Annotated in this window: 19 protein-coding genes; all 19 read right to left on the reverse strand. The window is 69.8% G+C overall.

Going from position 1 to position 18,220, the window contains the following annotated elements:
- Nucleotide 1: 1 nt before the first annotated feature.
- Nucleotides 2-1,198 (reverse strand): hypothetical protein, encoded by a 1,197-nt coding sequence (locus tag CP973_RS06895; protein ID WP_150238498.1) that lies wholly within the window; start codon nt 1,196-1,198, stop codon nt 2-4.
- Entirely contained in the window at nt 1,198-2,238 is a 1,041-nt protein-coding gene (locus tag CP973_RS06900; RefSeq protein WP_150238500.1) for a hypothetical protein, read from the reverse strand. The genes CP973_RS06895 and CP973_RS06900 overlap by 1 nt, the downstream gene beginning before the upstream one ends.
- Before the next feature lie 15 nt (nt 2,239-2,253).
- Complete coding sequence (locus tag CP973_RS06905; protein ID WP_167538277.1) at nt 2,254-3,111, reverse strand: phage tail family protein; 858 nt, start codon at nt 3,109-3,111, stop codon at nt 2,254-2,256.
- A 2-nt stretch (nt 3,112-3,113) separates the two neighbouring features.
- The gene (locus tag CP973_RS39885) at nt 3,114-6,701 is read right to left on the reverse strand and encodes a hypothetical protein (protein WP_167538278.1); all 3,588 of its coding nucleotides are present in this window, start codon (nt 6,699-6,701) and stop codon (nt 3,114-3,116) included.
- A gap of 13 nt (nt 6,702-6,714) precedes the next feature.
- Complete coding sequence (locus CP973_RS41355) at nt 6,715-6,864, reverse strand: hypothetical protein (protein WP_425281992.1); 150 nt, start codon at nt 6,862-6,864, stop codon at nt 6,715-6,717.
- Nucleotides 6,837-7,349, reverse strand: coding sequence for a hypothetical protein (locus tag CP973_RS06915; RefSeq protein WP_150238506.1), 513 nt, complete (start codon nt 7,347-7,349; stop codon nt 6,837-6,839). Before CP973_RS06915 ends, CP973_RS41355 begins: the two co-directional genes overlap by 28 nt.
- Before the next feature lie 84 nt (nt 7,350-7,433).
- The gene (locus CP973_RS06920) at nt 7,434-8,012 is read right to left on the reverse strand and encodes a phage tail protein (protein WP_150238508.1); all 579 of its coding nucleotides are present in this window, start codon (nt 8,010-8,012) and stop codon (nt 7,434-7,436) included.
- A 34-nt stretch (nt 8,013-8,046) separates the two neighbouring features.
- Nucleotides 8,047-8,409: a hypothetical protein gene (locus CP973_RS06925; RefSeq protein WP_150238510.1), complete on the reverse strand. Its 363-nt coding sequence runs from the start codon at nt 8,407-8,409 to the stop codon at nt 8,047-8,049.
- Entirely contained in the window at nt 8,406-8,858 is a 453-nt protein-coding gene (locus tag CP973_RS06930; RefSeq protein WP_150238512.1) for a hypothetical protein, read from the reverse strand. Before CP973_RS06930 ends, CP973_RS06925 begins: the two co-directional genes overlap by 4 nt.
- The gene (locus CP973_RS06935; RefSeq protein ID WP_150238514.1) at nt 8,858-9,310 is read right to left on the reverse strand and encodes an HK97-gp10 family putative phage morphogenesis protein; all 453 of its coding nucleotides are present in this window, start codon (nt 9,308-9,310) and stop codon (nt 8,858-8,860) included. Before CP973_RS06935 ends, CP973_RS06930 begins: the two co-directional genes overlap by 1 nt.
- Nucleotides 9,310-9,978 (reverse strand): hypothetical protein, encoded by a 669-nt coding sequence (locus CP973_RS06940; RefSeq protein ID WP_208853140.1) that lies wholly within the window; start codon nt 9,976-9,978, stop codon nt 9,310-9,312. Before CP973_RS06940 ends, CP973_RS06935 begins: the two co-directional genes overlap by 1 nt.
- Before the next feature lie 15 nt (nt 9,979-9,993).
- On the reverse strand, nt 9,994-10,263 hold the full coding sequence (locus tag CP973_RS06945; RefSeq protein ID WP_150238518.1) for a hypothetical protein: 270 nt from the start codon (nt 10,261-10,263) through the stop codon (nt 9,994-9,996).
- Nucleotides 10,264-10,305: 42 nt separating this feature from the next.
- On the reverse strand, nt 10,306-11,616 hold the full coding sequence (locus tag CP973_RS06950; RefSeq protein WP_208853141.1) for a phage major capsid protein: 1,311 nt from the start codon (nt 11,614-11,616) through the stop codon (nt 10,306-10,308).
- 351 nt (nt 11,617-11,967) lie between these two features.
- A complete protein-coding gene (locus tag CP973_RS06955; RefSeq protein WP_150238520.1) occupies nt 11,968-12,609 on the reverse strand; it encodes an HK97 family phage prohead protease in 642 nt (213 codons plus the stop codon).
- The gene (locus CP973_RS06960) at nt 12,609-12,953 is read right to left on the reverse strand and encodes a hypothetical protein (protein WP_150238522.1); all 345 of its coding nucleotides are present in this window, start codon (nt 12,951-12,953) and stop codon (nt 12,609-12,611) included. The genes CP973_RS06955 and CP973_RS06960 overlap by 1 nt, the downstream gene beginning before the upstream one ends.
- 1 nt (nt 12,954) lies before the next feature.
- Nucleotides 12,955-13,251, reverse strand: a complete 297-nt coding sequence (locus tag CP973_RS06965) for a hypothetical protein (RefSeq protein WP_244409305.1) — start codon at nt 13,249-13,251, stop codon at nt 12,955-12,957.
- A 3-nt stretch (nt 13,252-13,254) separates the two neighbouring features.
- Entirely contained in the window at nt 13,255-15,561 is a 2,307-nt protein-coding gene (locus tag CP973_RS06970) for a phage portal protein (protein WP_150238524.1), read from the reverse strand.
- 8 nt (nt 15,562-15,569) lie between these two features.
- Nucleotides 15,570-16,922, reverse strand: coding sequence for a phage terminase large subunit family protein (locus CP973_RS06975; protein WP_244409306.1), 1,353 nt, complete (start codon nt 16,920-16,922; stop codon nt 15,570-15,572).
- Nucleotides 16,919-17,332, reverse strand: a complete 414-nt coding sequence (locus tag CP973_RS06980) for a hypothetical protein (protein ID WP_150238526.1) — start codon at nt 17,330-17,332, stop codon at nt 16,919-16,921. Before CP973_RS06980 ends, CP973_RS06975 begins: the two co-directional genes overlap by 4 nt.
- Nucleotides 17,333-18,220: the final 888 nt, after the last annotated feature.

The following is an 18,220-nucleotide window of genomic DNA, read 5'->3' on the forward strand; positions in this document are numbered from 1 at the left end:
CTCACACCGCCCCGCACTTCAGCGTCACGCGCTCGGCCCCCGCGCCGGCCGTCGCCTCGATGGACAAGATGCGCAGCTCCGCCGACCGGCCGGCCGGGCTCTGCTCGTCCGGCTCGATCACGAACCGCGCCACGTCGCCGACGGCGTAGCTCCCGTATACGGGGTCGGCGTCCGCCATCACCTCGAACGACGGCTGCACGTCGGCCTGTGTCCGCGCCGCGAGGTCGGCCCGTGCCGTCGCGTCCAGTCGCGTTTGTTCGACCACGTCCGAGTACGTCGTGACGGCTTCGATCAGTGGGTACCCGGCCGCGATCAGGTCGGCGGCCTGCTGCACGGCTACGAGCTTGGCCTCGCCGTTCCCGGCGCCGAGCGCGCTCACCTCGGTGGCCAACTCGACGCCGTTCTCCGGCCAGTCGTGGCTCAGGATGCTGGGCTGGGGCCCACCGTTGGAAAACACCAGCCCGCTCTCCGCCGCCGACTGGCGGCCACGCCGCGGGTACCAGACCTTCATTTCCCGCACTCTCTGCGGTGGTTCGTTGTTGCCGGGCTGCGTCCAGCGCACATCGATTCCGAAGTCGAAGCCATTATCGGCTTTCGCCAACGCGGCGATGCAGTCGTAGATGGCGGGACGCTCGTACCCGAAATACGTGACCGTCGGGAAGACTCCGGTGTTCGGCTCGGGCACCATGCTGAGAATGTCCACCCCGATGTTGCCCCCTACCTGCGTCTCGGCATACCGCAGCAGGGACCAGACAATGAACCGCTGATCGGGATAAAGCTTCTGCCCGTCGGGCACATACCGCGCGTCAAGCAGCACCGACGGGTCAGTCGAAAGGGTCTTCTTCACGAAGCGCCGTTGGTAGTAAGACAGGAACTCGGCGGCTCGAATCTGCTTCCCGCCCTCGGCGCGATCCCGGACCCAGATGATGCCGCCCCACATGATGACGCCGTCCCGGTCGACATACACCGCCGTCCGGCCGGGCCGGGTGGCCGTGTCCGGGTCAAGCGGAAACGTGTCAGCGTTGTACGGCACGACGGCCGACAGGGTGCCGATCCCGTTCAGCTCCGTACTGTGCTTCACGTCCCGGAGCGGCAGCTCGGCGAGCACCGTGTCTGTGCGCAGGTCGCAGAACAGGTACGTGTACGTGTGCGTGGCCGCAGCGTCAGGGCTGAGCCATTCGGTCAGTTCCTCGGGCATCAGTCGGCCCACCACGACGTAGACGGGAAGCCCACCCACGAAGAGCTGACGGCTCCCGAGAGGCGGAAGTCGCCATTTCCCACGATCTCGCACCGCAGCAGACCAGACGGAGCCGTGCCGCCCGCCCCGCAGACGGCCGTCACATCTTGATAGGAGGTGGCCGACTGACGCGGACGGTAATCGGCAGGAATCCAGGCAGCAAACGTTGTCTGATCAGGGATCGTGCCTGCCGTGCGAGTCATGCGACCACGCAAGAAAACCTGATCCCTTACCTTCCTGATCTGCACCGGATACGAGTTGGTGGAGAAAGACGTGTACCCGCTCGGGAGTGGAAGCGTGAGCCATCCGGTGTCCCTGTGGAGGGTGGCGACGGACCCATCGGCGCGGCCGTACTGGAAGGCGTCGGTATCCGTGTGGTACATGACCTGACCCGGATGTGGTCGCGGCAGGCTGATGCTCGATCCGACCGGGAGAATGCCGCCCGCAGCCACGGAGAAGTTCCGGATGTCGGAGATCGACGCGGCCGTCACAGTCGTCTGGCCCGGACCAACCGAGACCACGCCGAGAATCAGCGCGGAGGCGGGAGTCGACGGGATCTGTGCTGCTCCAGCCGATGCCGCGTATGCACCCTGGATTACCTCCAGTCGCCATTCCGTGACGCTGCCGCTCGTCTCGGAGTCGTACACCGACGCGATGACGGCGTCCTTGCGGTACTGCCCGGCGCCACCGGCGGGCGCGATCGTCAGTGTCTCGTCGGCGTCGTTGACGCAGCAGTACGCGCCGAAGCCGCTCAAGTCGTGGTTGTCGATCCAGCAGTACCCGGCGCTCACAATGACGGACATGGTGGGCGTGGGAGTTGGCCGGACTTTCAACTGGTAGTTCTGGTAACTCGGCTTCACACCCTGCCGAATGCGCAGTGGCGCCGCCTCATCGGCGGCGAAACCGGGATAGCACAGCATCGCCGAGATGGCGCCCAGCCTGTCATTGCGGGCCGGATACTCGCCCGCCTGAGCCCAAGAGGGCGGATTCACTTCGGCCATCGCTGGCCTCCTTTCTCAAAGGCTCGTATCGCGCCACGTGACGGTGAGGAGAGCGGACTGACCAGGCGCGCCCGGCAGAGCCGCGCCACGAAAGGCGATGTCACTCGGGCCAGGCGGCAGGACCGGCCACCGCGACTTGCCCTGCACCCAGTCGCGGCGCGGCGCGCTGCCCATGAGCAGCACCGCGCGGGTACGGGTGTCGATCACCAAGTACTCGCCCTGCCGCAGCACGGCCGCGGCCGTGAAGGTCAGGGTCCCGCCGGCGTGCTCGATGACCGGAGCGGCGACGGGCCCGTCGATCCGCAGCACCGGGTACGCGTCGCTGCTGCCGCCGTTGATCGCCGTGATCCGTCCCGCCGACCCGGCGGCGCCGTACGACCGCGGGTACTTCAGCGGGTACCGGCGGCCGGCCGACGGGCTGTACGCGGTCGTCGCGGCGGTCCGCTCTGTCAGCCCGTACAGGCGAGGGTCGGGGCAGTACCACTCGATGGCGGCCTCACCGACACGCCACAGGTAATGGGCGTCGTACGGGATGCTGCGCTTCCTGACCTTGCCGTACGCGAGGAGGTCCCAGTCGAGCAGCTGGAGCGGCGCCGGCGTCTGGCCGGGCTGCGTCGCGGCGCGCAACGCGACTTTCAGCGCGCGGAGGTGCGTCGGGTCGTCGCCGCGGATGGCCAGGCCGAGTTGGATCACACGGGCCCCGGTGAAGTCCGGGCCCGAGTAGGTCCCGTGCTGCGCCGGGCGGTCGGTGTCGTCGCCGCGTACGTCCGGCAGGTCGTCGATGCCGAGCAGGGCCTCGACGCCGTACGGCGTGCCGGGGCCGAACACCAAGTCGCCCCACTGGATACGGCCGATGGCCTCGGACGAGGGCACGGTCACCGCCTCCCTACGAGGCCAGCCCACGACAGGGCGCGCAGGATGCCGTCCGGCGTGGCGTCGGTGCTGTAGAGGTTGAAGGTGTTGTTCGTCGGCCCGGTGGCTGGCACCGCGGCGGCCAGCGCGCCCGGCGCCGGAACGGCCGTCGCAGCGCGGGCGGCGCCGGTCGCGGCACCGGCCATCGCGGCGGATGCGGCCGCGACGGCGCCGGTCGTGGCGAGCATGCCGCGGCGCAGGCCCTCGCCGGTCTGCCGCCCGATCTCCGCGAAGACCTTCGAGGGCGACCGGATGCCGAGCGCCTTCTTGATGGCGCCCTGCATCCCTTTGGCGATGCGGATCATCTGCGCCTCGATGGCCTTCTGTGAGATCTTGATACCGTTCACGAGGCCCTGAGCAGCGCGGATGCCGGAGCCGTACATCTGGTCGGCGACGGTCGACCCGACCTTGTTCGCGGCGCTGGTGAGCTTCGCCTGAAGGTCGTTGATCCGCTTCAACTCGGCCGGGGTGGCGCGGTTGAGGGCGTCGGCGGTGGCCGATCCTCCGGCGACTCCGGCATCGGCGATCTGCTGGAGGATGTCGCCGCGTACACCCTTCTTCTTCAGGGCGGCGAGGGTGTCGGCGAAGCGCTGCGTCTTGGCGAGGGACTGCTGAAGCCCGACAGTGATCGCTGCGACGCTGTTCGTCTGCTCGTGGCCGGTGACGATGTTCGCCTCACCGAGTGCCTTGTTCGCCGCCTCGGTCGCTGCCTTGTTCCGCTCGGCCTTGAGGTCGTTCAGCTTCTTCGTCGCGTCCGACAGGCGCTTTGCTACAGCGTCACGCCGTGCAGCGAGGCTGACTAGTGCGGCGTTGTCCTTCTTGACCCGCGAGAGCAGCGACGAGAGGCCGCCCCGCTTGCGCCTGTTGCTCGCGTTGATGTCGATCGCGCGCTCGATCAGCGTCGTGACCTGCGCCAACTTCGACTTCAGGGAGGATGTCGACGCGGTGATCCCGGAGACGAGGCCGCCGATAATGCTCTTACCGGCCGGCGTCAGCAGCGAGGCATCCCGACGCCTCGGCCCCTTCCAGTCCGGGATCATCGCAGTGAGGCGGCCAAGGACCGACCGTACGCGGCCAATCGCTGACTCGATGCCACGGACCAGCCCACCGACGAGCGACGCGCCAGCACCGCGCAGGACGCCGCCGAGGTCACCGAGCGCGGAGATCGCGCGGCCGGGCAGACCCCGCAGCCACCCCACCGCGGTGCTGACGCCCGACTCGATGGAGGACCGGAAGTTTCGGGCGGCCTCGGCCGCTTTCCGCCCCAGCGAGCCCGGGAGGGAGGCAAGCGCGTTGATCGCCTTGCCGGGCAGTCCGGCGAGCCACGAGACGATGCCGCGGACCATGTCGGGGATGACGCTGTGCCCGACAAGGTGGTCGTACAGCCACTCGAACGGCTTGCTGATGCCGTTGACGAGCCAGCGCACCGCGGCGATGCCGGGGGCGAAGCCTGCCTGTAGGCCGCGGATGAAACCAATGAGCCCTTGGATCGCGGGGATCGCGTACTGCCGGATGGCGACCGCCGCGAACTGGATCATCACGGTGGCGATGCGCAGCAGGGGTTGGATCAGCGGGATCACCGCGGGCAGCAGGCTGGCCAGCAGTTGCGTGCCGAGCTGCATGATCGCCGGTAGCAGCGGAGCGACGGCTACGAGCACCTGCCCTATGGCCTGACCCATGGCGCCCATCGCCGCGGCGATCTGCGGCGCGAGGGGAGCGAGACTTCGGAGGATGACGACGAGCTGATCGGCGTACCCGCTGATCAGTTGACCGATCACCTGTGCGAGACCCGAGAGGACTGGTGACAGGTACGCGGAGATGCCCGACGCGATCTGTGTGATGATCGGGGCCAGCGCGGCGAAGATCTTGCTGAAGGCGCCGAAGACCGGGCCGAGCGCAGGCAAGATCGCGGCGACGATCTGCCCCACGGCGGTGATCAGCGGCGCGCAGGCGACGACGAGCTGGCCGACCGCACCCGCCGCCTGCGTGAGCACGGGGCCGAGCGCGCGGATCACGGGCTGAAGCGCCGTGCCGAGCGCGCGGATCAAGGTCTGTGCAGGCGGACCGAGCTTGGCGAGCACCTGCCCGACGACACCGAGGGCCTGCGCGAGCAGCGGCCCGGCCGTATGGGCGAGCTGCGCCATCGTGGTGAACAGGGCCCGGAGACCGGCCTGCATCTCCGGCGACGCGAACGCCTGCCGCATGTGACCGGTGATCGTCTGGAGCATCCCGACGAACCCGCCGCCGCTGACCTGCGCAGCCTGGAAGACACTCGCGAAGATCGACGCGATGTTGCCCGCCACCTGGATCAACTGCTTGACCAGGCTGATCGCCTGCTCGATGGCCTGCCGCATCGCGCCGCTCTTGAACGCGGCGTCCATCTTCTGCGAGAGGGAACCGAGACCGGACGATGCAGCGGCACCGAGGCGCTTGAAGGCGGGCGCCGCCGCAGCACCGACCTGCACCAGCCCTTGCACCAGCACCGACGGCAGCTTGGAGAATCCGCTGAGGCCAGCCGTCGCGCCCTTGAGTGCGGCGCCGAGCGTGCCGGACTGGCCGAGGTGCCGCGCGGTCGTCAGGACCCCGCTGGCCATCTGGTTGAGCGTCGTGGCCGACGAGGTGAGCGCCTGCCGGAACACAGGCAGGGTGGACGCTGCCGTCGCCTTGAGCTGCGTATCCAGCCCCGCGAATACGCGGTCCTGCACGCTGCGCTTGATCTTGTCCAGCTCGGGCGACATGGACCGGATCTGCTGAACAAACGATCGTGCATTGGGGCTGAGCTTCTTCAGCGCCTCGGCGTACGCCTCCGGTTTCGACGGGTCGAACGCGGCCTTGATCGCTTCGCCTACACCGGACAACGCGATCTTGATGGTGCCCACCAGGGTCACCAGCGCAAGCAGGCCCGTCGCCCCGACACCGGCGGCCGGCGCGATGCTGGCCAGCGTCGCGGCCAGACCACCGACGAGCGGCATGACGGCGCCCACCGCCGCCGAGACCTTGAAGAACGAGGCGCCCAGACCGGCGATGGTGCTGCCCATGGCGCCGAGCCGGGACAACGCGCCGCGCAGCCGCTCAGTGGTCGCCTCGCTGTTGTGCGTGTCGACGTGGGCGTCGATCTCAATGTCGGTGCCGTCGACCGCCCGCGCTGCCTCGCGGACCTCGGCGAAATCGGCGAGGGCGCCGCCGATGACGCCCCGGACCACGATGCTCGGGTGCTGCTGCGAGAGGCGTTCGAGGTGCGGCTCCAACTCGGCCATCCGCCGGAGCGCGTCCTCGATGGAGATGTCGACGCCGATGCGCTCGTCGGCAAGCCGCTGGAGATCGCGGCGCACGCGGACGAGGTCCCGGTCCAGCTCGCTGGAGTCGGCGTCGAGTTCCACCTCGGGCAGGTCCGCGAGCTGCGCCCGCAGCACCTCTTGCAGGGAGGAGCCGAGCGCGGCTCCGACGGAGGACCCTTGCCGGGCGGCGTCCGCGATGACGCCAGAGGTGTTCTGGAGGTTCACCTCCAGGTGGCTGATCAAGTTGGGGAGGTTGATCTCCTCAGCCGCCATCGCGGTCCTCCTCTCAGGCGCGGCGCATCATGGCCAGCCCCACAAGGGAGCTGCCGTCGGACGGGGTGGGACGGTCATCGCTGCCGCGGTGCGCGGCGCGGTGCTGGTCGGCCAGCGTCAGGAGCTGGTGCAGCGTCATGTCCCAGAAGGCGTCGGGCTGAATGTGGAGGGCACCGACGGCGAGGTAATAGAGGTCAGCCCAGGGGAAACGGTCGTCATCGGAGTCGCGGCGCTTGGCGCCGCCCCGCCGTTTCCCTGGCTCTGGAGGGCCTTTTCAAGGGCGGCCGTGAATGCTGCCGTGTACTCGTCGAGACGGCCGGGGTGCAGCAGATCGGCGAGGTCAACGCCGTCGCTGCGGCGACGGAACACGATGTCGCTGATCTTGCGGTTGCCCTTGGCGTCCTGGTGTTCCCGGATGTGCGGCTCGAATCCGCCGGGGCCGATCGCTGCGGCGCCGATGATCTGGATGAGCGGACCGAACGCGGCGCCTTTGCCCGTGCTGTCGATGGCGCCCTGTACAGCGGCGACGCTGCCAAAGCGGGCTTCGAGGAGGGCCAGGGCGCGCATGCTGTAGCGCAGGCCGACGGTGGTGCCGTCGGTGAGGGTGATGGTGCCGCCCTCGGCGAGCAGGTCAAGGCCAGTGGTCATGGTGGGTCCCTGGGGTCAGTGCCGGGTTTCGGCCTGCGGATGAGCGGGGCCGGGCGGGCGGCGACGGAGCGGCCCGCCCGGCGGTCACGGGGTGGCGGCGGTGACGATGGGCGTCGCGGTCTCGTTGATCACCGCGTCGACCCACTCACCCGTGCTGGCCAGCGGCACGCACCGGGCCTCGTTCTCGATGGCGCGGTAGTCCTCCTCGGCGAACCCGAGGCCGGGGAACGACGACATGACGCACTTGAAGAGGCTGAAGTGCACGTCACCGCCGATGATGTCGCCGCCGCTTACGGGCGTCTTGCCCTCGATCTTGTACGGGAGGGGCTTGGCGCCCTGCTTCATCAGCCACCGCGACTTCTGCGACGGGGTGGTCCCGGAGTCGGTGACGGTGCTGGACATGAGCGCCACCAGCACATCGAAGCTGAGCTTCGCGTGCGGGTACTTGACCGTAACGTTCGAGATCGCTGCGTCGCTGTCCAACAGGCCGTTGTCGCCGCGCAGTTCCTTGACCTCGACATCGCCGGAGATCTCCATCTCCTTGATGCCGGGCACGTCGATGCCTGCCCCGTACGACGGCGTGCCGCCAGCGGGGTCGGAGAGCAGCGGGAAGATTTTTGCGTCCTCGACCGCGTAGAGCTTGGTCACTCGGCTGATCGGCATGGTGGGTGTCCTTCCTGGTGCCGGGGTCCGGCCCTTACTCGGCGGGGGTGGTCGTGGCGTCGCCCTCCGGCGGCACCGGCGGGTCCCACGGGAAATCCGGGGTGGTCGACGGCGGCCGGTCCGGCGGGATGTCGCCCGGCACGACCGTCAGCACGGCGCCGGGGATCTGCTCGGGGAGGTCGTCCAGGCGGCCGGCGTCCTGCTCGTAGATGCAGCCGTCGAGCAGGTAGTAGAGGTATCCGGGCTGGCCCTCGACGCGGTGCACGGCGACGCCGCCGGTCTGCACCTCGGCGTCCGCCGGGACGCGGACCATTGGCCGGCCGGGCTGCGCGGGGATGCGCCGGTCGAGGCAGAGGACGACCTCGGCGCGGTCGAGGGGGATGTAGGTGGCGCTCATGCGGGGGTCACCTCGGCGGAGAGCAGGCCGCGCCGGATCTCGACGGTGATCGAGTGGCGGACGCGGTTGTCGGAGATCGGGAAGCGGTCGAGGCTGGTCACGCGTACGCCGTGCACGGGTGCGGGGTGGGCGGGGAGGCGGCAGCCGTGCAGCGCGTGGGCGAGGGATTCGGCGAGGCCGTACCGCTCGGTGACCTTGGCGGTGCGTGCGCCGGTCTTGACACGGGCCCGCTGGATGAGATCGACGCTCGCGATCTCGATGATGTTGATCTCGGCGTTCGGATCGCCGAAGTCGCCGCGCGCCACCGGGTCGAGGCCCACGCTCACCGCCTCCTGGACGACGATGTACGGCTCGGCCTGCCCCGGCCGCGGCCCGTCACGGAAGACGGGCACGCCAGAGCCGAGCGATTCCACGTACGCCTTGATGGCGCTGGAGGTGGACGCAGCCATCAGCGGCCTCCCCGGATGCCGGCCATGTGGAAGCGGAAGAAGAAGTCGGTGCGCTCGATCGCCGGCCGCAGGAAGGGGCGGGCGGCGGTGCCGGGGTGGTTGACCTTGCCGACCGGGTGCGCCGCGCCAGGCCAGTACAGAGCCTTGCGGTTCTTCGGCACGATGACGTGCGGCGCTGTCCCGTACTCGACCGCCGCCGCGTAGCCCACGTTCGTGCCGACCTCGTAGCCGACGCGGCGACCGCCGCCGGTCTGCCGCGCGACGATGGAGGAGCGGAGCCGCCCGGTGTCGACCGGCGCGAGGCGCCGGGCCTCGTTCTGCACATCGGTGCCCGTGCGCTCGACAGCCTTCCGCACGTCGTCGGACATGCGGCCGAGGTAGCGCCTGAGTCCCCGCTCGTACGCACGGGTGTTGATTCGGGCGGACGCGGACGTGTCGAAGTACCGGGCCATCACACGCCCCCCAAGACCAGCGAGCCGCTGTTGAGGTAGGGCGCGAGGAGGGCGTCTACCTGTGTCGATCCGGTCGACGCGGCAGCCGAGACGACGGGCGTCTCCGCCGCTGACTCGTCCTCGATGTGGACGTTGTTGCCCTCGTCGTCCACATCGAGCCGCGGATCGCGGGCAGCGTCGGCATCGGACGGCGCGGCCTGCGCCTGGATGTGCGCGGCGAGGAGCGCGGTGGCTTGCATGACCGTGGGCGGTACGGAGGCGTAGCCGTACTCCCCCTCGACGCGGACCTGTTCCACACCCCAGCCCTCGAACAGCGCGGACCACCCACCGGACCACGACTCGGCTCCGGCGATCAGGTCGTCCCAGCCGACCCATGCCAGGTGTACGGCGTCGACCTGTCCGAGCACGTCAGATGAGGTGACGCGGTACGCCGACGCCGGGATCGACGGGCGTTCGTACCCGTCGCAGACGGGCATCACGGTGGTGACCGTGCGGACGCGGCGCGGGAGGAGCACCAAGCCTCCCGGCGCCACGTCCGCGACCACCGCCATCACAGTGGGCTCGAACGCCTGCTGCGTGTACGCGGTGATCCGCTCCATGGCAGCCGTGATCCACGCGGTGACCTCCGGGTCCGACCCGGTGCACCCCGCGGTGCGCGCCTGTGCCACGGAGCAGTACACCGATCAGCCCTCGGCCTGCTCGGTGTCGGCGGCGTCCAGCTCGCGCCGGGCGCCCTCGGTGACCGTGGCGCCCTTGGCGACGATCAGCCGGGCATGGCCACCGGGGTGGGAGTGGACGACCGGTCCGGTCGGCGCACTGTGGTCGTCGAGCGCGCGGTACGCGTCGTCCGGCGCGGACTGGCCGACTTCCCAGCCGACGCCGGCGGCGTACTCCTGCGTGCGGACGACGGCCGCCGGGGTCGGCTGCTCGTCGGGGTTCTTGCGTGCGGCCATCGCTGGCCTCCTCACGGTGTCGTGGTGGGTGGGGCCAGCGCGTCAGGCGGTGGCGGCGGCGAAGGTGATTTTCACGAACGCGCGCGGGGTGTGGACGGCGACGTTCGCGCGGCACTCGGCGAGGATGACCAGCGTGTTCGCGAGGAACAGGTCCGCGTGCGAGTCGGACATCAGGATCGTGATCCCCTGCCGCTCCCACAGCGTGGCCCCGGTGCGGAAGCCGCCAAGCAACGCGGTGCCGGCGGCCATCGAGACGGAGGTGACGACGGTCAGCCCCCACAGACGCAGCGGCGCGCTCGGGTCCGTGACGGACGTGATCACCCGGAACTGACCGTTGCGGTCCTCGTCCAGCTGGATGTCCTGCCAGTCGAGCGGGTTCATCACGACCGAGTCCGGCGGGTACAGCGCCAGTTCGGCCTGAGTCCTGGCCTTGCGGACGGTGATCAATTTGGCGTCCGTCGACCCGACGCCGGGTCGGTACGTGCCGATGCCGGGCGTGGTCAGAATGCCCTGCATCTCGCTGGTGCCGTTGCCGTTGAGGATCTGGCGATCCCTGTTGTACTCCAGGCCGTACGTCAACCGGCCCTGGATGTAACCCATCATCTGACCGTCGTCGTCCGCGGCCTGCCGGGTGATCGGCACCCAGTGCGCACACGTCTTGAGCGACGTGGTGATCAGGTCCCAGGAGAACGGGCCCGACTGAGGCTTCATCGTCCCCTCGGGCACGACAGTGGCCTTGTTCCACGTGCCGGTACCGGCGACCGGTCCGGTCGTGTCGCGTACGTACTCCAGCGTGTTGCCGCTGCTGGTCTGCCGGTCGAGCAGGTTGGCGATCAGGAGCGGGAAGTCGGGGTTGACCGGGATCTGGCCGGGGACGCGCTGCGGGACGGCTGGCACGCCGTTGCCGGTGGTGACCGTTCCGGTCGGTGCGTCGCGGTAGTCGTAGGTGACGGCGCTGGACTCGCCGCGCAGGCCGCGCTCACGGAAGGCGCGCAGCGCCTCGGAGCGTACGAACGCCTCGGCCACGCTGACCGGGTGTTCGCGGCCTTGGTCGTCGGGCTGCTGGCCCGGCTCGGTGCGGCGGTGCTGCGGCTGCGGGTCGGGGTCGCCGGCGGGGAGAGCGGCGGCGCGCAGGGCCCGCAGCCGGGACTCCCGGTTGTTGGCCTGCTCGATCTTCGCGGCGATGTCGTCGGCGCGCTTCATCAGCTCGTCGAGGTCGCCCTCGTACGAGTCGTCCTGGAGGAGGCGGACGATCTCGTCGCGCTGTTCGGTGAGGGTCGGGGCCGCGCCCTTGATGGGGTAGATCGGTCGTCCGTCGCGGCGGCGACCGATGGGCTTCGCGCGTGTGCTCATCGCGGTGCCTTCCGGTCCGTGGGCGGGTCGCAGCCGCCCAGATGTCTGGGGTCTGCGTCCGTCTTTCACGGCCGGTGGATCGCGCCCGGCAAGCCTGTGGCTTTCACGTCCGGTACAGGCGGCCCGGATCAATGCGGCGAGGGTAGATCACATGTCGCGTACCGCGGTGGGGGGTGGTGTCATTCGCGGCGACGACGGGCGTCTACCTGCGTCGTCGCGCCCCGCGGTGGTGCCGCGGCAGCGACCGGTACGGGGCGGAGCGCTGGTTGCGGTGCGCCCACCGCCGGGCGAACGGCAGCTTCCTCGCAAACGCCATGCGCCACTGCGCCTTGCTCGTGAACCGCCGCGCCATCACGCACCTCCCACCGTGGCGAGACGCAGCGCCGCCGCCCGCCGCTGTCGGGCCCGGCGCTGCTCCTCGACCACCCGATCGCGGTCGGCGCGGACCTGCTCGTCGAGAGAGGGAGCGGGGGCGTCGATGTCCTCGTACAAGGCGCCGAGCGCCGAGCGGACCGTCTTCAGCTTCGAGCCGGGCACCGCGGCCATGCGCGCGGTGATCTGGCTGACCTCGACGAGCCGGGCCGACCGGATGTTCTCCATCACGTCGCGGCGCTTGTCGTCATCCATCTCGGCGAGCTTGTCCCAGTCGGGCAGGTCCGTACGCACGAAACCCACGGACAACTCCGGCGCCGAGCCGCTGCGGGCCATGGTGCGTGCGTCGCGGCCGGCGGCCGTGTCGTCGTACCGGCCGGAGATGTACAGGCCGTCGTCGCGCTCCTCGGCGGTGAAGGTGCCGACGGGCTGCATCGGGGAGTGCATGAACAGCATGGCGTACTGCCCCTTGAGGCCCTTACGGAACACCCGCTGATGGAAGGTGGTGCCGTAGCTATCGACCACGCCGTACCGGCAGGCCAGCCCCTCGAACGTGCCGTCGTCAGCGTCGGCGGCGCGGAGGTCGATGTCGACGGCCGCGCGGAATTCGATCTCGGTCATCACTGGCCTCCGGCCTGCTTGAGCGCGTGCTCGGCGTAGACCTCGGCCACGCCCTTCATGACTTCCTGGTGCGCCGGGGAGAGGCGCGGCGCGTACCGGTACACCGCCCGGCCGCTCTTGTCCCGGCCGTCGTACTCGTAGACGACGGAGCCGCCGCCGAACGTCATGTGCCGGGGCAGTTCGCCGTCCGGGTCCGGGCGGACTGCGATGTCTGTCTTGCCGTCGAACGGGCCCCTTCGCACCTGGGCGAACGGCACGCCGGGCGGGCAGTAGGCGCCCCTGTATTGGGCGTGTCCGGCGGGCTGGAGGATCGCGCGGACCTCACCACGCAGCAGCGTCGCCACGTCAATCCTCCTCGGTGCGGTCGTCCCACACGAAGCGGGTAGCGCCGCCATGCCCATGGACGTATTCGGCGTCTTCAAGGGAACCCCAGGTCACGGTCGACGGACGGTCGCCGCGCCACCGGATCGACACGGTGCCGTCCGGCCACACGACACCATCGGCCACGGTGCCGGTCCCTGAGATGCCGCTCAGGTCTCGGTCACGCTCCAGCGTGAACAGGCGAGGGGCGGGGACGGGCGGCGGCCCCATGTAGCCGATGTCTTCCAACGTCAGCTTCGGTGTCTTCTTGCGTCGGGGCATAGGTCAGTCCTCCTCGAACTGGAAGGTGAGAGCACACCTGCACTGGATCGCCTGCGACGCGGGCGCCGTCGGGTCCGCAGGCCACCTGCTCTTGGTCAAGGCGAAGCGCTTGTTCAGGGCGACGCTGCGGCCGTTCTCCTCGCGGTGCGTCTCGCGGGTACGCGCGTCGGCCGTGGCCAGCCACGTCTTACGCACAGCACCGGCATCCAGCGCGGCCATGTGCGACGCGGCGTTGTACCCGCCGACCGACTCGGTCCGAGCGATCATCGTCGCTCGGTAGTCGCTGAGGTCGGTGAACACCTTCTGAATCCGAGCCCGCAGCTCGGGCACCGACTCGCCCTCGGCCACGCCGTACGCGAGGAGCTGCGACCGGAGCACGGCCTCGGTCGTCGCGGTCACGCGGCCGGCCAGCTCGTCGATGCGGTCGTCCAGGGCTTCGGCGACGGCGGGTTCGTCGAGGTCGAACGAGGCGGTGATCGTGGCGCCGCCGCGGCGCCATGCCCGCTCGACGAACGGTCGCAGCACCTCTCGCGTCCGGCGTCGCCAGTACCCGCCGTCGAACAGATCGCGGACCTTGATCCGCTGCTCCCAGCCCTCCGGGCCGACGGCGATATCGAGGTCCGTCATCCGGTCCGCGGTGGTCGCCTCGGGGTCCGGCGGCGCGAGGCGGACGGTGTCCTCGCGGGCCAGCGCGCACGCCTCCGCGCGCACCTCGGCGAGCCAGTCGGTGGAGCGCTGCGGCTTCTTCATCAGCCGATCGAAGTCCCGCAGCACACGTTCCCGCTGCTCCCGCGCGAGGGCCCGCACCGCCGACCGGCCGGCCGCCTCCAGCGCCTCGTACGCCTCGGCGATCTCCGCTAGCGACGGCGACGACGGGCCGTCGTCCGCGCGCGTCAGCTCACGCCGGACGGGCGCCGACGGGTCGTCTACCTGCGTCTTTCCCAGCAGGCGGGAGAGCGTCGTCTCGACGGCCCGCGCGACGATGGTGTCCACGTCCGGGCTGGGCAGGCGGGAGAAGTCCGCGTCCCACGACCGTACGTCGTCCCCGCTGGTCTGCCCCTGCACGGGCGCGAACTGGGCACGGTACGGCGTCAGGGTGTGGCCGCCGATCCCGCCGGGGAGCGGGTCGTAACCGAGGACGGCCCGCGCCTCGTCCACGGTCGTGATGTCCGCGTACATGCTCGCGCGAGCCCGGTTCGCCTTCGAGTCCTGCGCCTCTTGCAGAGCCTCGACACCGGACAGATCGAACTCGGCCTCTTCACTGTCCGAGGGCAGCAAGATGCGGTCGATCTCGGAGCCGATGATCTCCAGCTTCGGTTTGATCGTGTCGGACCACAGCGTGCTGCGGGCCGCGGCGCGGTTCTCGTACGTCGTACCCGCGGCGAGGTAGTCGTGTGGCACCCCGAACGCCAACATCACTTCCGCACTGTTGGCCATGCGGGATTCGAGGTAGTCCATCTCCTCCGTGGTCAGGCCCACCCGGACGTACTCGATGCCCTTGCCCTGCGACCCCGGCGGCGAGGCGACGAGCAGTGTCTTGCCGGCATTCTCCGGCCCCTGCATCGAGGCCCGCCACGACGCGCGGCTCTGCGCGAACTGCTGCTCTGTCTGATCTCCGAGGTACAGCACACCCGACGGGGACGCGCCGTTGGCGTAGGAGCGGCGCTGCCACTCGCGGGCGTACGCGTCCATGTCCACCACGTGCCGTGCGGCCTTCCACGGGGCGAGGCAGCCGAGCGGGTCGAACGGGTGCGGATACCGGAGCCACAGCATCTCGTCGGGCAGCACAGGGACGCGGGCGCCGTCGGCCCGGTTGATCACGAAGCCCACGATGTCGGCGGTCGTCGGTCGCTGCGCGATGGGCTTGTTCACCACGACCTGCACGTCGTCGTATACCGGGTGCGCCTCGGCGATCGGGCCGAGCCCGGTCTCGCCGCGGTCGAGCCACACGAAGCTTTGCCCGGCCAACTCCCCTTGCTGCAAGATGATCGACTTGAAGGCGCGGGCACTCATCTGCGGGTTCGGCCGCTTGTTGAACAGGTGCGTGACCTCGTGGCCCTCGATGGCCTCGCCGTCCGGGCGCCGCACCACCAGCGGCACGCTGCTGCCGTTGTCAGCGATGGCCGCTACGCATCGGTACGCCACCGCGCTGTGCGCGTACCCACGAGCCTCGGCGTCGAGGTCGAGAGTGAGGGACTGCTGCCCGCCGATGCTGGCCACGGTGATGGGGCGGCGGTCCCGCAGCTGGTCGAGACTGCTGACGGAGCGCCGGCCGCGCGCCACGTCGAGCGCGTCTCTGAGTCGTCCCACTGGTCCTCCTATGCGACCGCGGCGAGGTTGCCCGCGGGGGCGAGCATGAGATCGGTGAGGGCCCAGACGAGGGCGTCGAGCCGGTCCGGGGAGTCGTCGCCCGGTACCCAGGTGGTGAGCTGTTCCTCCAGCTCAGGGAAGCTGCCGACGATGTGGGCGGCGCGCTGCTCGAAGAGGGCGGCGACCGGCTCGGCGCGCGTGGCCTTCCCACGGCTGGCCGTGACCGTGCGGTAGTTGACCGTCGGGTCGACCTGCCGTACCACGGTCCCGATCCACTCGCCGCCGTTGTTCACCTCGGCGACGATCGCGTCCGCCCGGTGGGCGTGGTACGCCTCGACGGCCCGTCGAGCAGCGTCGATTGGCGGCATCCGGCCGGACAGGTCATCGATCACGTACCCGTGCGGCCTCACCATTCCGTTCAGGTCCGGGATGTATTGCCGGGACAGGCCAGCCACGATGATGCCCATCTCGTCGGACTCGTCGTGCGAGGTGGCCGCCGGGTCGACGGCGACGACGAGGCGGGCGGTGTCCGGCACCGCGCCGACACGGGTCGCGTCGAGCAGGCCCCACGACCAGAGCGCGCCTTCCACGTCGCTGATCAGTTCACCGTCCAGCTCTTGGCGCTCCAATCGGGTGCCGGCGTACTGCGCGATCAGCTTCGACCGCATGAGGGCGGGCAGGTGGATGGCGTCGCGGGTCCGGCCACGGGTCAGGTGCACGTCGGCACGGGCGATCAGGTCGCGGATCTCCCGGCGCGGCTTCGGCGTGGTCGACGCGATGTAGTGGGGCCGGGGCCCGAGGCGCAGGCCCATCGCGGAGTGGACGAGGGCGTCGCCGAGGCGCCGCATCGCGGCAGCCTCCTCCAGCCAGACCAAGCACCTGTTACCGCCGGAGCGCAGGCGCTCGATGTCGTCCGGCGAGTGGGCTCCGAACAGCTTCGCTTCGGCGCCGGATGGCCACCGCACGTGGGTGCCGCCGACGGTCGTACGGACGACGACGCGCGGGTCGTGCGCGCGAATGCCGGAGGGCCCGTTGACGGCGGACTCGACGGCGTCACCTTGCGTCGGAGCGATGATGCTGAGCCGGTGGCCGCCGGGGACGCGCTCGTCACACGGCGGGCCGTTGACGTGCGCAACGGCGTACCGGGCGCAGCCGTCGGTCTTGCCGGTGCCGCGCCCGCCGAGCTGAAGCCACATGCCGTGCGTCTCGATCTCGGCCGGGGGGACCTGCCACTCGTACGGTGTCCACGAGTCCCACCGGTCTTGCCACAGGCGGGCGGCGAGGCGGTCGCGCAGGGCACGGAGCGCGGCCGGGCTCATGCGCTCCAGCCGCGCCCGCTGCTCGGCGGTGAGGCTGCTCACCGGGCCCGCTCGGCGATCTCGTCGGCCAGCGCTTCGACTTCCGCGGTGAGCGCGTCGGTCAGCTTGGCGTCGACCTTGACGGGGGCGTCGAGGCCGAGGAGCCGGGCGTGCCGGTCGAGGGCCTTGATGATGACCTCGGCGGCGCGGGCGTCCCCGGTGACGGCCTTGGGCATGAGCCCGTCGAGCAGCGCCTCCAGGGTGGCGAGTTGGCGGCCGATCTCGGCGTCGCGCTGCTCGGCGGCGGCTTCGGCCCAGCGGCGCATCCCGCGCTTCCACGCCTCGTGGGCGCTCTTGACGTTGATGCCCAGCTCTGCGGCGATCTCGCGGAACTGCATGCGGCGGCGGACGCGCATGTCGATGACCTGCTGTTCGCGTGCCGTTGCTATGTCGGTGTTGATCTTCGTGGCCATGTCCACTCGCCTCCCTGGTGGGGAGGGTACGAACTTTCTTCGGGCTGGGATCTTGGGTGGTGTCATTCGCAGCACAGCAAGGGCCTCGGCGCGCAGAGCGACACGGATATACGAGAGTGTGCATCCGTGACCCGGCCGGTCCCATATGCTGATCCTGCTCCGCCTCGTCCCACCTCAACTAGCCAGTCGCAAAACGGCTGGTGAGCCCGCGCCACCAACGCGGGCGACCGTGACCCGACCGGGTCTCAGGGACGAGGAGGTGGTGTAAGTGGACGACGACTGCGATTGTCGATGCCATCGGCGCCGACAGAAGTGGGTGCAGGCCATCGTGGATTGGTGGCCCGTACTGTCGCTGCTTGTCGTTGATGTAGTGCAGCGCTGCCAGCAGTAGGTGGCAGCAACCCGCCGTTGTCGGCTGTAGCTCACAGAGCCCGGCCGGATTGAGGACGGCCGGGCTCTGAGCTGTACTACTCGGCCCGTCTCCGGTTTGCCCACTGGAGGCGGGCTTCCTGCGTTGGTGAACACAGATAGTTACACCTTTGGACTACTGGTGCCCATGTTGGCTACTACCTAGGTGTTCAACAACGCATGTGACATCACCGTAGCGCACTCCGAAGTGCACTGCTTGCCACTTAACACCACTGTTTAATTAAGGCTTTGGCGCTGACTATCCCCTTCACTTTTGGGGTTACTCACTGGCTTAGTCCATCCGCCTGTACTGGCCGCGTAGTGCCGTGCATGCTGTGGTTCCTCGCTACTGCGCTTCTCATCGCGGATGGGCATGTCGTGGTTCAGTGCCATGCTGGCGCTCCTGTCTCGTGACCGGGATGGGCCCGGGGCGGCCGGGTCGCCTGGCAGCAGACGGCCGCCCCGGGGCTGTAGTTGGGC

It is taken from the genome of Streptomyces albofaciens JCM 4342 (assembly GCF_008634025.1).
In the GTDB taxonomy this organism is placed as follows: Bacteria; Actinomycetota; Actinomycetes; order Streptomycetales; family Streptomycetaceae; genus Streptomyces; species Streptomyces albofaciens.